We start from the raw sequence: 14,117 nt of genomic DNA, 5'->3' as shown, positions 1-14,117 counted from the left end.
CGGTGGGCTCAGCCCAGCCGCCCGTCGCCGTTCAGCTCGGCGAGCGCGGCGGCGTCGAGCTCGATGTTCAGGGCACCGAGCGCGATCGCGGCCTCGGCCGGGTCGCGGGGCCCGATGATGGGGAAGGCCGCCGGGTGCGCCAGCACGTAGGCGAGGGCGACGTTGATCGTCTCGACGCCGAGCCGCGCGGCCAGCCGCTGGGCGCGCTCGCGGCGGCCGCGGTTGGCCGGCGTGTCCCAGCAGCGCACCATGTTCGGGTCGAGCAGGCCGGGGTCGACGCTGGAGAAGAACCCGCGCGCCTGACTGGACCAGGGGATCAGTGCCACGTCATTCCGGGCGAACCAGGCGAGGTCGTCCTCATCGGCGGCGATGCACCCCGGGTACAGCGGCTCGGCCATCTCCGCCAGCGCGAAGTGGTTGCTCACCGCGGCGAAGCCCTGCCCGCCCGTGGAACGCGCGTACGCGGTGGCCTCCTCGACGCGGGCCCGTCGCCAGTTGGAACCGCCGTAGGCGCCGATCCGGCCGGCGCGGACCTCGGCCTCCAGCGCGTCCACCCATTCGCCGACCGGGACCTGCTCGTCGTCGCGGTGCAGCAGGTACACGTCCACACACTGGACGCCCAGGCGCTCCAAGGAGATCGAGAGCTCTTCGGTGATCGTCTCGGGCGCGCACTTCGGCGGGTGCGCCCCCTTGGCGATGATCACCGGCGGCTCGTCCGGCGTGTTGCGGGCCAGCCACGTGCCGAGGACCTCCTCGCACACGCCGCCGCCGTAGGCGAAGGCCGTGTCCAGGAGATTGCCGCCCTGCCCGAAGAAGTGCTCCAGCAGGGGTGCGGCCTTCTCGTACGTCCGCATGCCGGACGTGCCGAGCGTGATGCGCGAGACCTCGCGGTCCACGCCGGCGATCTTCCCGTACTTCATCGTCATCGCTGTGTCCCTCTCATCGGTTCTCGGCGCTCAGGCCGACTTGTTCGAGTGCGGACCGGCTGGGCAGGTTCGCCATCACCTGCCGGACCTTGGTCCGCGCGAGCTCTCGGTGTTCTTCGTGCGCGTCCGCCGCGATCGCGACCGACGCCTGCGTGTACAGGTTGTTGAGGACCGTGCCCAGGTACCCGGAGAAGCACGACAGGTCCCTGACGCGGCCGGGGCCGCCAGCCCGTGCGTACGCGGCCGCCGTGGCGGCGACGCGGTCCGTCCGCGCCCGGCCGTCGGGCGCGTGCCAGGCCATCAGGGCCGCGGCGAGCTCGTGGTCGGCCGAGCCCGGTCCGGCGTTGTCCCAGTCGACGAGCACGAACCCGCCGGTGCGCTCACGCATCACGTTCGCGGGCGTGAGATCGAGGTGGCACATGACCAGGGCGTCCCGGTCCAAGGGGACGACGAGCTCGGACAGCTCCCCGACCGCGGGCATCAGCCGTTCGAGCCCGTCGGCCCACTCGACGCGCTGCGCGCGCAGCGCGTCGAGCAGCTCCTGCCACTGATCCGCGGTCGGCACGCGCTCGAACCTGCTGTCCGGCGCACCGGCACCCGGGTCCCGCAGAGCCAGCCGGTGCAGCCGGGCCAGGCAGTCGCCGAGCCAGTCCGCGGCGTGCTCGGCGGCATGGTCCGCGGGAGTCAGGGGCCTGCCGTCGATCCAGCTGTAGAGCCGGACGTAGACGTTCCCGAGTTCAGGGGGAAGCCGGCAGAGGTAGTCGCCGTCCACGGTGGGCAGGCTCTGCGGGCACCCGACCCCGGCGGCCCGCGCCGCCGTCTCGAACCGGACCCGGCCGCGGATCTCCTGCTCGTCCTGGTCGTCGTCCCAGAACAGCTCCTTGAGCGCGTGCCGGGTGCCGGCGGCCGTCAGCTCCCAGATCCGGCCGCACAGCCCGCGGGCCGTCGGCTCCGCGCCGAGCGCGGTGCCGGCCAGCCCGAACCTTTCCCCCACGTAGGCCGCGGCGGCCGGTGTGGGGGCGAACGCCTGCCGGGCGCTCATCGGCCCGTCCGGCCCAGCTCGGCCGTCATCGACCGCACCGTCGGGAAGTCGAACACCGTGTCCACGCTGATCGCGCCGCCCAGCTTCGCCCGGACCCTGGACACCAGGCGCAGTGCCAGCAGGGAGTGCCCGCCGATCTCGAAGAAGTCGTCGTCGGGCCCCACGGCGACACCGCCGAGTACCTCCGACCAGAGCGCGGCCATCTCCTGCTCGGGCCCGGTCAGCGGGGCGCGGTCGGCCGGGTCCGCGGTCTCGGCCGACGGGCCGGGCTCCGGCAGCGCCGCCCGGTCCAGCTTGCCGCTCGGCGACAGAGGCAGCTGATCCAGGTCGACGAGTGCCTGCGGCACCATGTAGGCGGGCAGCGCGGCCGCGAGGTGCTCGGTCAGTTCGGCGGAGGTCACGGCGGCGTCGGCCTTGACGACGTAGCCGATCAGTCTGGCCGGGTCGCCCTTCGGCTCGACGGCGCAATCCGCCACGGCAGGGTGGGCGAGCAGCACCTGCTCGATCTCGGTCGGCTCGATCCGGTAGCCCCGCAGCTTCAGCTGCCGGTCCGCGCGGTGCAGGAACTCGAGCCCGCCGTCGCTCCGCAACCGCACCACGTCGCCGGTCCGGTAGAACCGGCCGTCCTCGCCGGGCAGGGCGGTGAAGCGCTCCTCGGTGAGTCCGGCGGCGGTGTAGCCGTCGGCGACGCCGGTACCGCCCAGGTAGAGCTGGCCCGGCAGGCCCGGCGGCACCGGCCGCAGCCGGTCGTCGAGGACCCGGGCCAGGGTGTTGGCCAGCGGCGTGCCGATCGGCACCGGCGACTCGCCGCCGTCGAGCCGGTACGCCGTCGACCAGATGGTGGTCTCGGTGGGGCCGTACAGGTTCCAGCACACGGCGGCCCGTTCGACCAGCTCCGCCGCCAGGTCCGCGGGCATCGCCTCGCCGCCGCACAGCGCGGTGAACCGGTTGGCCGGCCACCACTTCGCGGCCACCAGCATGCGCCAGGTCAGCGGGGTCGCCTGCATGACCGTCGCCGAGTGCCGGGCCAGCAGGCCGACCAGCGCCTCCCCGTCCGAGGCCGGCCTCTCGTCGGCGATGACCACCTGGCCGCCGGACACGAGCGGGAGCAGCAGTTCCAGCAGCGAGATGTCGAAGGCCAGCGTGGTCACGGCCAGCAGCGTGTCGGCCTCGGTGAAGCCGATCCGGTCCCGCATCGAGGCCAGCAGCCCGGCCAGCGCGCGCCGCGGGACTCGTACGCCCTTGGGCCGGCCGGTCGAGCCCGAGGTGTAGAGCACGTACGCCTCGCTCCCGGGGTCGGCGGCGTACTCGGGTGCCGGTCCGGGTGTGCCGTTGACGAACTCCCGGTGACGGCCGGGGAACAGGCCGCCGAGCTCCGGAGTGGTCACGATGACCTTGACGTCCGCGTCGTCCAGCACATATTCGTTTCGGGCCGCGGGGTGCCGGTGGTCCAGCGGCACGAAGGCGGCGCCGGTCTGCAGCACGCCCAGCAGTCCGACCACGGCGGCGACGGAGCGGTCGACGCACAGGCCGACCCGGTGGCCGGGGCCGATGCCGAGCGCGGCCAGCCGGCCGGCCAGCCCGCCGGCCCGCGCCCGGAGTTCGGCGTAGGTCAGCGTCCGCCCGCCCGCCGTGACCGCCGGGGCCTCCGGGCGCGCGGCGGCCTGGCGCGCGATGAGCGCGACGGCGTCGTCCTCGGCCGGGAAGTCCCGCGCGGCACCGCCCGAGGCGGCGATGGCCGTGCGGTCCTCGGGCACGAGCATGTCCAGGGCGTCGACCGCCGCGCCCGGATCCTCCACCGCCGAAGTCAGCAGCCGCAGGTAGTGGTCGACCATGCGCTGCGCCGCGTCCTGGTCGATCAGGTCGGTGTTGAACTCCCACATCAGGGCGAGCTTCTCCCGCTCGCGCGGGTCGCCCGCCCGGCGCAGCTGCTCGGCCCGGGGGATGACGACGATGTTGAGGTCGAACTTGGCGCTGCCGTTGTTGTGCTCGACCAGCGCGCCCCGAGCCCCTGGCCAGTCGAACGACGGCACCGGCGAGTCGTGGAAGCTGAAGCAGGTCTGCACCAGCGCGTTCCGGCTCGGGTCGCGCGGCAGGTCCAACGAGCGGACGACGTCCTCGAAGGGGGCCTCGCCGTGCGCCAGCGCCTCCAGCACGGCGTCGCGGGTCCGGCCGAGCAGCTCCTGGAAGGACAGCTCCTCGTCCAGCTTCAGCCGCATGCCGACCATGTTGACCAGCATGCCGAGCAGGTTCTCGGTCTCCGGGGTGTCGCGGTTGGCCAGCCAGGAGCCGATGGTCAGGTCGCGGGCCCCGCTGTAACGGTTCATCAGCACGGCGAACCCGGCGAACATGACGACGAACAGCGACACGCCCTCCGCCCGCCCGCACGCGCGCAGCCGGGCGTAGAGGTCGTCGGGCACCGCGACCCGGATCGCCGCGCCGCGGAAGGTCTGCTTGGGCGGGCGCGGCCGGCTCACGGCCAGGTCGAAGGTGCCCGAGCCGGCCAGCCGGCTCGTCCAGTACGGAAGCACCTGCCCGCGCCGGACGGCGTAGCGCTCCCGCTGCCAGGCGGCGTAGTCGGAGAACTGGACCGGCAGGTCGGCGAGTTCGGGTTCGCGCCCGTCCGCCCACGCCGAGTAGAGCTCGCCGATCTCCCGCCAGAACACCGAGACCGACCAGCCGTCGTGCACCAGGTGGTGCTCGGTCTCGACCAGGGCCCAGTCGTCCTGCGCCAGCCGGATCAGGGTCCACACGGCCAGCGGGCCGGTGGCGAGGTCGAAGTCGCGGTCGAACTCGGCGCGGAGCGCGGCGGTCAGCGCCGCTTCGCGGTCGGCGTCCGGGACGCCGCGCAGATCGAGCTCGTGCAGCGGCACCTCGGCCGGATCGTGCACCACCTGGATCGGGCCGCTCTCGGTGAGGTGGAAGGTGGTGCGCAGGATCTCGTGCCGCCGGGTGACCTCGGTCAGGGCCCGCTGGACGAGGTCCGGCCGGAGCTCGCCGCGGAAGCGGATGACGCACTGGAAGTGGTAGGCGCGGTCGCCCCCGGCCAGCTGGTCGAGGAAGATCACCTGTTCCTGGCCGAAGGAGACCGGTGCCGCCCCGGCGCCGGCGCGCGGCGCCAGCCTCGGCTCCGCGGCCTCGCGCACGGCGGGCAGGTCCGCGAGCGCCTCGGCCATCCCGGCGATCGTGCGCCGCCGCAGCGGCAGGCCCAGCGGGACGTCGAGCCCGAGCCGCCGGCGCAGCCGCGTGACGAACTGGACGGACAGCAGCGAGTTGCCGCCGAGCGCGAAGAAGTCGGCCGAGCGGTCCGCGACGGGGCGGCCGAGCAGTTCGGTGAGGATGCCGGCGAGCTGCTGTTCGGTACCGGGCCGCGGCGGCTCGGCGTCCGGGCCGCCCGTCGCGGCGGCCGTCGCGGCGAGCGCGGCCCGGTCGACCTTCCCGTTCGTGGTCAGCGGGAGGTCCGCGACCACGTGGATCCGCTGCGGGACGAGGTGGCCGGGCAGCCGTGCGGCGAGCTCGGCGGTGACCGCCGCCTCGTCGGGCGCGGCGTGCGGGCCGGGGGTGACGAAGGCGACGACGCGGTCGCGCGCCGTCCTCGGGCCGAGCGCGACGGCGACCGCCTGGTCGACGCCGGCGGCGCCGCGCAGCGCGGCCTCGATCTCGCCGAGCTCGACCCGGAATCCGTGGATCTTGACCTGCAGGTCGCTCCGCCCGAGGAACTCCAGCGTGCCGTCGGGGCGGACCCGGGCCCGGTCACCGGTGCGGTACATGCGCACGCCGAGCCCGGGGTGCCGGACGAAGGCGGCCTCGGTCTGCCGCGGGTCGTCCCAGTAGCCCCGGGCGAGGCCGGTGCCGGTGATGCAGAGCTCGCCGGCCGTCCCGGCCGGGACCGGCGCGAGCGCGTCGTCGAGCAGGAGGAAGCCCTCGCCCGGCAGCGGGTCGCCATAGGGGATGCTGGTCCAGGACGGGTCGACGTCGCCGATCTCGTAGACGAGGGAGTTGATCGAGGTCTCGGTCGCGCCGCCCATGCTCACCACGCGGGCCGCGGGGTACCGGTCGCGCACCCGGTCCGGCAGGCCCACCGGGATCCAGTCGCCGCTGAGCACCGCGAGGCGCAGCGGCCCGGGCGCCGGCGTGCCGGATTCGCCCAGCCAGGACACGAGCATCTCCAGCAGCGCCGGCACCGTGTGCCAGAGGCTGACCCCGTGCCGCTCCATCAGCTCGGCCCAGTGCGCCGGGTCGCCCGCACGCTCCGGGTCCGGTACGACGACCGCGCCGCCGGCGGCCAGCGGGCCGAAGATCTCGTAGACCGACAGGTCGAAGCTGAGCGAGGTCAGCGCGAGGGACCTGTCCCGTGGCCCGACGCCGAAGCGCCGGTTGATCTCCAGCACGGTGTCCGCGACGCCGCCGTGCTCCACCATCACGCCCTTGGGCGTGCCGGTCGAGCCCGAGGTGAACATGACGTAGGCCAGGCTGTCCCGGGTGCCCGCGGCCGGTCCGGCCGGCGCGGGGACGAGGCCCTCCAGGGTGGAGACGGCCGCGTCCGCCGGCCAGGCCGCGGAGGTCAGCAGCGAGGCCTGCGTGAGCACGTGGGAGCAGCGGCCGAGCTCCACCAGTTGCCGGAGCCGGGCTTCGGGCAGGTCGGTGGAGAGCGGCAGGTAGGCCGCCCCGGCCTTAAGGACGCCCAGGACCGCGACGATCTGCTCCCAGCCCTTGTCCAGGGCCACGGCGACCAGTTCTTCGGGGCGCACCGATCCGCGCAGCCGTCCGGCCACGGCCTCGGCCAGGCCGTCCAGCTCGGCGTAGCTGAGCGTGCGGTGCGAGGTGATCACCGCCGGCGCCTGCGGGTCGCGCCGCGCCGCGGCGGCGACGAGTTCGTGCAGTGTCATCGGTCTTCTCGTTTCTCGTTCGGGAACTCAGGCGTTCTCACGGGCCAGGTCGGCGATCCGGTGCAGGCCGCTCAGCACGGCCTCGGGCTCGACGCCGAAGTCGATCAGGCAGGCCACCTCGTCGACCCCCATGTCCTCGAAGGAGCGCAGGGTGCGGCGCGCGGTGTCCGGGGACCCGAACAGGCCGCTGTCGCGCGAGTAGCGGTCGAAGGCCCGGCGCAGCAGGGCTTGGCGGTCCGCCTCGGTCAACTCGTCGATGCCTTCGACGGTCGGCCCGGACGTGCCGGTCAGGTCCAGGGAGCTGGCCAGGTAGCCGCTGAACGGCTCCCGGATCAGCTCCAGCACCTCGGCGTCGGAGCGGCCGAGCAGGGTGTGCAGCATCAGCGTGACCCGGCCGCGCGCCGGGCTTCCGTGCCGGGCGGCCAGCGTCTCCCGGTAGAGCGCGATGTTCCGCCGCAGCACGTCCGGGCGCTGGCCGAGCAGGTGGGTCAGCAGGTTGCCGCCCAGTTCGCCGGCCAGCCGGAAGGTGTCCGGGCGGCCGGAGCTGGTGATCCAGAACGGCAGCTCCGGCTGCACGGGTGCGGGGTAGATCCGGACGCCGACCCGCTCGCCGCCGCCGTCCAGCCGGCTGACCTCCTCGCCGGCCCACAGCCTGCGCACCACCTCGATGTGCTGCGCCAGCGTGGTCTTGCGCTCCCGGTAGGCGGTCTCGGGTTCGGGGGTCAGGGCGAAGTCCACCGCGTGCCAGCCGGACGCGAAGGCGATCGCGGCGCGCCCGTTCGAGAGGTTGTCCACCATGGCCCACTCCTCCGCGACGCGGATCGGATCGTGCAGCGGCAGCACGACGCTCCCGGCCCGCACCCCGACCCGGCGGGTGACGGCTGCGACCGCCGCGCCGGTGACCGCCGGGTTGGCGTAGAGACCCCCGAAGGGATGGAAGTGCCGCTCCGGTGTCCACACCGCGTGCAGACCCGCGTCGTCGGCCAGCCGGGCCCCGTCGAGCAGCAGGTCGTAGCGTCCCTGGTCGGTGCGCGACGCATCGTCGGCGAAATAGAAGAGGCTGATGTCCACAGGATCTCCGTACGAGGTTTTAGGCTGAGGCACCCGAGTAGTGCCGCAGACCGCGCCGCCACAGGAACCGGGTGAAGGCGAGGCCGGCGGCGGCGAAGGCGGCCAGCGCGGCCGGGCCCGCCCCGGTGGCCCGGGAGGTGAGGACTTCGGCGGGCAGGGTGACGGCCAGGCCGATCGGGATCAGGACGGTGAGTCCGATCCGCATCCACCCGGGGTAGAGGCCGACCGGCCAGCGGGCCGCCTGGAACAGGCCCGAGAACAGCTCGGCGACGTTGTCCAGCTTCACGAACCAGAACGCGCTGATGGCGATCGACATCAGGAAGCTGTAGATCAGCGCGGCCCCGCACAGCAGCGTGACGGCGAAGACCGGGACCGCCGACAGGCTCACACCGCCGGAGAGCGCCGCACCGGTCGCCGTCGTGGCCAGGCCGATCGCCACGTCCAGCCCCTGCCACACCTTCGACGAGCGGACGCTGACGGTCAGCAGGGCGCCGGCGGGCTTGAGCAGCACCGCGTCGAGGGTGCCCTCCTGAATGTCCGTCAGCAGGGCCAGTGCGTTGGGCATCACCAGCATCTGGGTGAAGCCGCTGAGCGTGGTGTAGACGCCGGCCAGGACCACCAGCTGGTCCAGGTCCCAGCCGTCCAGCCGCTGGACCTGGCGGAAGACCAGGGCCAGGGTGATCACCGCGGTGCCCAGGGACAGCACGGAGGTGACGATGCGCAGCAGGAAGTTCGCCCGGTACTGCAGCTCGTTGAGCAGCAGCAGGCGCAGGTAGAGCGCGGCCAGTCGCAGGTTCACGCGCCCACCCCCGTGAACCGGCGCACGGCGCGCCGCCAGACCACCGCCACGAGCAGCGCTCCGACGCCGATCCACAGCGCCTGGACGCCCAGCCCTGCCAGCAGCCGCGGGGCCGGGCCGGGGGCGATCAGCGCGTCGATCGGGAAGCTGAACGTCCACTCGAACGGGAACCACCCGGCCGCGCTCCGCATCCACCCCGGCAGCAGTGCGAGCGGCACCAGCCGCCCGGACAGCAGCAGCTCGAACAGGAGGTAGAGCTCGAACAGCGCGCTCGCCCTGGTGGTCCAGAACGTGATCAGCCCGATCAGCCACAGGAACAGCGAGCGGATCACGAACGCCGCCCAGATCGACACCAGGAACACCAGCACGCCGGCCGGGGTCGGATGCGCCGTCGGGTGGAACAGCAGCACGAGCACGGCGGCGACGGGGAGCCACTGGGCGATCCAGACGATCTTGGCCCCGCCGAAGCCGGCCAGGTCGTAGTGGATCGGATGGATCGGCAGCAGCATCCGGCCCGACATCCGGCCGGTGGTGATCCGGTGCTCGAACCCGGCCGGTGCGTAGCCGACGTTCATGTTCCGCACCAGGGTCCAGGTGATGTAGTAGGCCGCCAGGGTGCCGGGCGTGTACCCGTCGACGGATCCGCCCTGGGAGCGGGCGATCGCCGACCACACGACCAGGTAGATCACCGGCTCGACGAGCATGCCGGTCATCAGCAGCAGGCTGCTGGCGCGGTAGGTCAGCTGCTGGGTCATCGACTGCCGGCCTGCGGCCGCGTAGAAGGCGCCCAGCGCCCGCACGCGGCCCGCCACCTCCCCGGCCGTCACGGCGCTGCCGCCGGGGCCGGGGCGCCGTCGGCCCGCAGGTCGACCGCGTCGGAGGTGAAGATGTGCTCGATGACGTCCTCGATCGCGGGCCGCGTCACCGTGAGGTCGGTGACCTCGCCTCCGGCCAGCAGTCGGGTCGTCACCTCCGGCACCCGCGCCGCCTCGACCCGAACCCGCAGCCGCCCGGCGGAGGCGGGCCGGCACTCGCCGAACCCGCTCAGGTCCACGCCGGGACCGGTCGGCGTCACCTCGATGTCGCGGTGCGCGGCGAAGCGCTCGCCGAGCCGCGACAGGTCTCCGTCGTAGAGCACCCGGCCGCAGTGCACCACCACGACCCGTCGGCAGAGCGCCTCGATGTCGGCCATGTAGTGGCTGGTCAGCAGCACGGTCGCGGACCCGGTCCGGTTGTACTCGGCGACGAATGACCGGATCCGCCGCTGCATGGCGACGTCCAGGCCGAGGGTCGGCTCGTCCAGGAACAGCATCTCCGGCCGGTGCAGCAGCGAGCCGACCAGCTCCATCTTCATCCGCTCGCCCAGTGAGAGGTTGCGTACCGGCTTGCGCACCAGGTCGCGGAGGTCCAGCAGTTCGACCAGTTCGTCCCTGGTCCGCCGGAACCGCTCGCGCGGGATCCGGTAGATCGCCCGGTTGAGCTCGAAGGAGTCGACGGCGGGCAGATCCCACTGCAGCTGGTACCGGTTACCCATGACCAGCGCCATGCGGCGCAGGTAGGCCGGCTCGCGCCGGGCCGGGTCGTGGCCGAGCACGCGCACCGACCCCGCCGAGGGGTGGAGCAGGCCGGAGAGCAGTTTGAGCAGGGTGGTCTTGCCCGCTCCGTTCGCGCCGAGGACGCCGACGATCTCTCCCGGCTCGACGCGGATGTCCACGCCCTGGAGGGCGTGCACCTGCTGCTTGCGCCGGCGGACCAGGACGCCGACCGCCGAGCGCAGCCCGGCGTCCCGTTCCGCCACGGTGAACGACCGGCCGAGCCCGGAGGCCTCGATGGCCGCCGGGGTCACAGCCGGGCCCCCTCGGCGGCGAGCGGGTCGACGAGCACCATCCGGAGCTCGGCCGTGTACGGCGCGCCGGCGGCGTCGGTCAGCCAGGTCTGCCCGAGGTCCGGCAGCATCTCCGAGATCGTCACGCTCCGGCGTCCGGCGGTGTCCGCCGCCGCCCGGCGCACCGCGCGCGCGGTCTGTTCGAGCATCAGGACGCTGCTGAAGTCGGTCAGGGTCGGCTTGCGCTCGGTGTGCACGCGGGAGAACGTCCGCACCGGCATGTCGTGCGCCGCCCGGAACTCCTGCGCCGCCCGGAACCGCCGGGCCGCGGTCCTGGCGAACGCCCACTCCAGCTCGGCCGGCTCGAAGCTCCAGGTCTCCCGCTGAACCACCAGCCGGCCGATCGAGATCCGCGGCAGGTGCCGGGCCGGCGCCATCGGGCGGAACGCGCCCACGATCGCGGCGGATACCTGCTCGGCGAGCACCTCCAGCAGGTCCCACGGGCCCTCGCCGGTCTTTGAGACCACCACCAGGCGCCCGTCCTCGCGGCACACCTCCAGGGCGGCGGACGGGAGCACCGGGCCGGGCGCGCCGGTGTCGCTGTCGTGCAGGCACCAGTACCGGAAGTGCGGCGAGAGCAGCGCGGCCGGGTAGCTGCGGGAGTTGACCAGCGGCGAGTCCTTGCTGGGCACCGAGTACCAGCGGCGGCCGGCGTGGTCGCGCTCCGCGGCTTCGAGCAGCCGGCCGACGTCCGCGTGCCGCTCCACGAAGGGGCGGGCCTCCAGCGTGTTCGTGGCCAGGTGCAGCTCGCCCATCACCGCCGTGAACTCCCCACGGCGCACCGCGCCCAGCCCGGCCGCGGCGATCATCAGGTCGGGGGAGTGGTGCCGCGCCGCGGACCACAGCGGGGCGGTCGCGGGGAACTCCCGGCGGACGGCGTCCCGGATCGACTCGACGGTCGGTTCGTGGCGCCGCGCGCCGTCCGGTACGTCGAGGATCCGCGCCCACTTGGCCTGCAACCGGGACACCGCGTCCGCCACCGGCTCCGGCGGCCCGCTGCGGGTGGTCAGCTGCCGGGTGGCCATCCCCAGCAACTGGGACAGCGGAAGGCGGTCGCGGCCGGTGGCGCGGCTGTGCCGGTCGAGCAGGGAGCCGAACAGGTCCAGGTAGTTGTGGCCGGCGCGGGCGGCGAACCACCGGGCGCTGTCGGCCATCAGGCCGAGCGGCCCGCCGATCGCCGCCTGCACCGGCCGTCCGATCTCCAGTTCCACGTCGCGCCTGGTGTCCTCGTAGACCAGGGTCCGCCCGGCGTACATCTCGCCGTGCCGGCGTACGGCGTCGCTGCCGGTGATCCGCCGGAACGCCTCGTCCAGCGCCGCGGTGGCGGCCATCAGCCGGTCCGGCCGGCCGGCCGCCGCGGTGACCGCGTCCCGGCCGCGCTCCAGCTCGTCGAGCGCGGCGAGCGCGCTCTCGCGCGGCTCCCGGTCGCCGACCAGGGCGAGCCGCTCCCGCAGCGTCCGTTCGGGACGCGCCTCGACCGGACCGCTCAGGTCCATCCGCACCACGCCGTCGTCCAGCCACGGCCGCAGCTCCTCGACGACCGAGTCGACCGTCGAGGTGCCGCGCTGCGCGGCCAGCTCGGCGAGGGTCCGCGATCCGTCGCACAGCCGGAGCAGGGCGAGGACGCCGGGCGGCGGCTCGACGGGGTCCCGGTAGGGGCGCAGCAGCCGGTCGTCGTCCACGAACACCCCGCCGGAGAGCACCGGCCGCAGCCACGGACGCATGCCGGGCCGGTCGGACAGCCGCCGGGCGAGCGTGTCGATCGCCCAGTTCTCGAAGTAGACCGTGCGGTCGGCGAGCAGGCCGGGCCCGCCGGCACAGTCCATCGGCCGGTCGGACTCGGTCAGCCGGCCCCAGGCGGCCGGGCCGAAGAAGCCGATGGTGTCGTTCTTGACCGTGTACCGCTGCAGGTAGTTGGCGACGAGCTGCAGGTGCTTGAGCTCCGTGGTGCGGCCCGGCTCGGCCGGCCGGCCGACCTTGTCCACGGCGCTGCGCACCGCGGCGGGGTTCTGCCAGGCGACGGCCTCGCGGAAGCGCGGGTCGGCCGCCACCTCGCGCAGCGAGTCCGCCAGCCGTTCGAGCTCCGCCTTCCACAGCTCGTCGAACTCCTGGTCCGGCAGACCGGCGGCCTGCGCCAGGCCGGGCGCCGAGAGCCGGCCCGCCTCGGTCACCGGGAAGCCGGCGCCGCGCAGCACGACGTCCCGCCACACGGCCCAGTCGGAGCCCTCCAGCGGAAGCAGGTGGGAGCGCTCGTCCGTGTCCCGAGGCGCCGTCACCGGTCCCCCTCGGCGGCGGGCGCCGGGCGGACGGACAACGGCAGCAGCCGGCTCGTCGGCGGCGCGATCGCCGGACCGGGCACGAAGGACGCGCACAGGGAGCGGGTCAGCCGCGTCCGGTGCTGCTCGTACGGTTGGTACGACTCGTGGTCGAAGTCCAGGTAGCGGTTGCGGTAGCACCACCGGCAGTCCTCGAACTTCGGGTCGATGTGCTCGCGGCCGGCGGCGTGCTGGGCGCGCAACGACAGGTACTGCTCGTTGTTCCAGATCTCGCGCGGGCCGGCGGTGTTCAGATCGCCCACCAGGTGGTGCTCCGCGGGCGAGCCGATCAGGTGGTCGCAGAAGCCCACGCCGCCGCGGTAGTTGACGTACAGGTACATCCACGGGTGCGTGCAGGTCTTGTTCGCCGCGCCGTCGTCGGCCCACAGCTCGTCCAGCGCCGTGTTGAGCTGCACGTCCACCGCGGTCGCCTCGGCCACCTCCGCCAGTTCGGCGAGCGCGCGGACCACCTCGGGACGGTGGTGCACCAGCTGGTCCGGATGCCCGTCCGGGAGGGTGATCGGGCTGAGGTGCATGCCGATGCCGAGCCGGGCCGCGTGCTTGGCGATGGTGGTCAGCTCGTCGAGCGCCGCGGGCTGCACGGTCACGTTGAGGTGGATGTTGCCGGTGCCCACCCCGCTGGCGTGTGCCTCGTCGACCAGCACCTCCAGGTTGCGCAGCACCACGTCCATGTCAGCGCCGCGGCGGACCTGCCCGAACGTCTCGCGCTCGCCGGCGTCGAAGGACACCGAGATCAGGGCGCCGGAACGCACGAGCTTGCGCCAGGTCGCCTCGTGGAACGCCGTCAGGTTGGTCACCATGCGGACCCGGCAGCCGTAGTCGAGGGTCTGGTCGACGAACCGGGGGAAGTTCTTGAGAATCGTGCTCTCGCCCCAGCCGCGCAGGTCCACGATCTCGGCGGTGGGGAACAGCTCGCCCGCGATCCGGTCGAACAGCTCCTGGCTCATGTTGCGGGAGCGGTCGAACTTGCCGGCCGAGCGGCACATCGGGCAGGAGAGGTTGCAGTTCTCGGTCAGCTCGACGAACAGCACCCGGGGCAGGCTGCGCAGGAGGGTCGCCCGCTGCTCGAACTCACGGAGGTTCAGCTCGCGGTTCTCCACGCGGGCCTCGGTCCACTCGACGTGGCTGCTCAGCCGCTGCTGCGCGGGCAGAGTGCTCTCGCTCATGCC

Annotated in this window: 9 protein-coding genes; all 9 read right to left on the bottom strand. The window is 73.6% G+C overall.

Annotated elements, in window-relative coordinates; translation table 11 throughout:
- Positions 1 to 8: 8 nt before the first annotated feature.
- Genes UK12_RS11830 through UK12_RS11790 form a run of 9 tightly spaced genes read right to left on the bottom strand, consistent with a single transcriptional unit; the run spans position 9 to position 14,114 of the window.
- Positions 9 to 926, bottom strand: coding sequence for an aldo/keto reductase (locus UK12_RS11830; RefSeq protein ID WP_052681814.1), 918 nt, complete (start codon positions 924 to 926; stop codon positions 9 to 11).
- Between the two features lie 13 nt (positions 927 to 939).
- On the bottom strand, positions 940 to 1,968 hold the full coding sequence (locus UK12_RS11825) for a phosphotransferase enzyme family protein (protein ID WP_045302668.1): 1,029 nt from the start codon (positions 1,966 to 1,968) through the stop codon (positions 940 to 942).
- On the bottom strand, positions 1,965 to 6,857 hold the full coding sequence (locus UK12_RS11820; protein ID WP_052681813.1) for a non-ribosomal peptide synthetase: 4,893 nt from the start codon (positions 6,855 to 6,857) through the stop codon (positions 1,965 to 1,967). Before UK12_RS11820 ends, UK12_RS11825 begins: the two co-directional genes overlap by 4 nt.
- A gap of 27 nt (positions 6,858 to 6,884) precedes the next feature.
- The gene (locus tag UK12_RS11815) at positions 6,885 to 7,928 is read right to left on the bottom strand and encodes a MupA/Atu3671 family FMN-dependent luciferase-like monooxygenase (RefSeq protein ID WP_045302666.1); all 1,044 of its coding nucleotides are present in this window, start codon (positions 7,926 to 7,928) and stop codon (positions 6,885 to 6,887) included.
- A gap of 19 nt (positions 7,929 to 7,947) precedes the next feature.
- Entirely contained in the window at positions 7,948 to 8,727 is a 780-nt protein-coding gene (locus UK12_RS11810; protein WP_045302664.1) for an ABC transporter permease, read from the bottom strand.
- Positions 8,724 to 9,539 (bottom strand): ABC transporter permease, encoded by an 816-nt coding sequence (locus tag UK12_RS11805; RefSeq protein WP_197084769.1) that lies wholly within the window; start codon positions 9,537 to 9,539, stop codon positions 8,724 to 8,726. Before UK12_RS11805 ends, UK12_RS11810 begins: the two co-directional genes overlap by 4 nt.
- A gap of 11 nt (positions 9,540 to 9,550) precedes the next feature.
- On the bottom strand, positions 9,551 to 10,573 hold the full coding sequence (locus UK12_RS11800) for an ABC transporter ATP-binding protein (protein ID WP_045302662.1): 1,023 nt from the start codon (positions 10,571 to 10,573) through the stop codon (positions 9,551 to 9,553).
- Positions 10,570 to 12,888, bottom strand: a complete 2,319-nt coding sequence (locus UK12_RS11795) for a lantibiotic dehydratase (RefSeq protein WP_045302660.1) — start codon at positions 12,886 to 12,888, stop codon at positions 10,570 to 10,572. The genes UK12_RS11800 and UK12_RS11795 overlap by 4 nt, the downstream gene beginning before the upstream one ends.
- Complete coding sequence (locus UK12_RS11790; RefSeq protein ID WP_045302658.1) at positions 12,885 to 14,114, bottom strand: radical SAM protein; 1,230 nt, start codon at positions 14,112 to 14,114, stop codon at positions 12,885 to 12,887. The genes UK12_RS11795 and UK12_RS11790 overlap by 4 nt, the downstream gene beginning before the upstream one ends.
- Positions 14,115 to 14,117 lie beyond the last annotated feature (3 nt).

The sequence above is a fragment of the Saccharothrix sp. ST-888 genome, from assembly GCF_000955975.1.
Lineage (GTDB): Bacteria > Actinomycetota > Actinomycetes > Streptomycetales > Streptomycetaceae > Kitasatospora.
Note: the sequence above shows the minus strand (reverse complement) of the source record. Positions and strands in the feature narration are given on the sequence as shown.

Excerpts from the sequence above, each read along its gene's own strand:
- UK12_RS11830 (WP_052681814.1), bottom strand. The coding sequence starts at position 926 with ATGACGATGAAGTACGGGAAGATCGCCGGCGTGGACCGCGAGGTCTCG.
- UK12_RS11825 (WP_045302668.1), bottom strand. The coding sequence starts at position 1,968 with ATGAGCGCCCGGCAGGCGTTCGCCCCCACACCGGCCGCCGCGGCCTAC.
- UK12_RS11820 (WP_052681813.1), bottom strand. The coding sequence starts at position 6,857 with ATGACACTGCACGAACTCGTCGCCGCCGCGGCGCGGCGCGACCCGCAG.
- UK12_RS11790 (WP_045302658.1), bottom strand. The coding sequence starts at position 14,114 with ATGAGCGAGAGCACTCTGCCCGCGCAGCAGCGGCTGAGCAGCCACGTC.